The organism is Cupriavidus sp. 05T313, assembly GCF_056396665.1.
The window spans coordinates 1-426 of the sequence record NZ_JBFTLX010000655.1 but is presented as its reverse complement, the minus strand read 5'-3'; the positions used below and the strand labels follow the sequence as shown (position 1 = coordinate 426).

The 426-nt window shown below is 58.9% G+C and carries 1 protein-coding gene; it reads left to right on the top strand.

Features of this window, described 5'->3' with window-relative positions; genetic code table 11:
* On the top strand, positions 1-426 hold a 426-nt coding region (locus AC1DKD_RS42210; protein ID WP_477144862.1), incomplete at both ends, for a DUF2306 domain-containing protein.

Here is a 426-nt window from a genome sequence, read left to right as displayed (position 1 = left end):
CCCCTGGACTATTCTGATCTCTCTACACGCCATTGCCGCCAGCTACGCGCTGATCTTCGGAGCCGTGAACCTGCTACGACGGACGAAAGGAGACAGCGTTCATAGGACCGTGGGTCGAATCTGGGTTGTAGCTATGTACGTCGTAGTTCTGACCTCGTTCGGAATCAGGACCATCGACGGTGGGTTTAATTGGCTTCACGCACTCTCAGCGCTGACGTTCTGCACACTGACGGCAGGACTGTGGGCCATCTGGAAGAGAAACATCAGGGCCCACCGGGGGTTCATGACCGGAAGCTACTTTGGCCTGCTTGGAGCCTTCGTGGGCGTTCTCGCAGTGCCATCGCGCCGCATTCCCCAGCTCGCCATCCATGAGCTACCCCTCCTGGGGCTGCTGATCCTGGTTCTGCTCGGCACAGCGGCAATGAC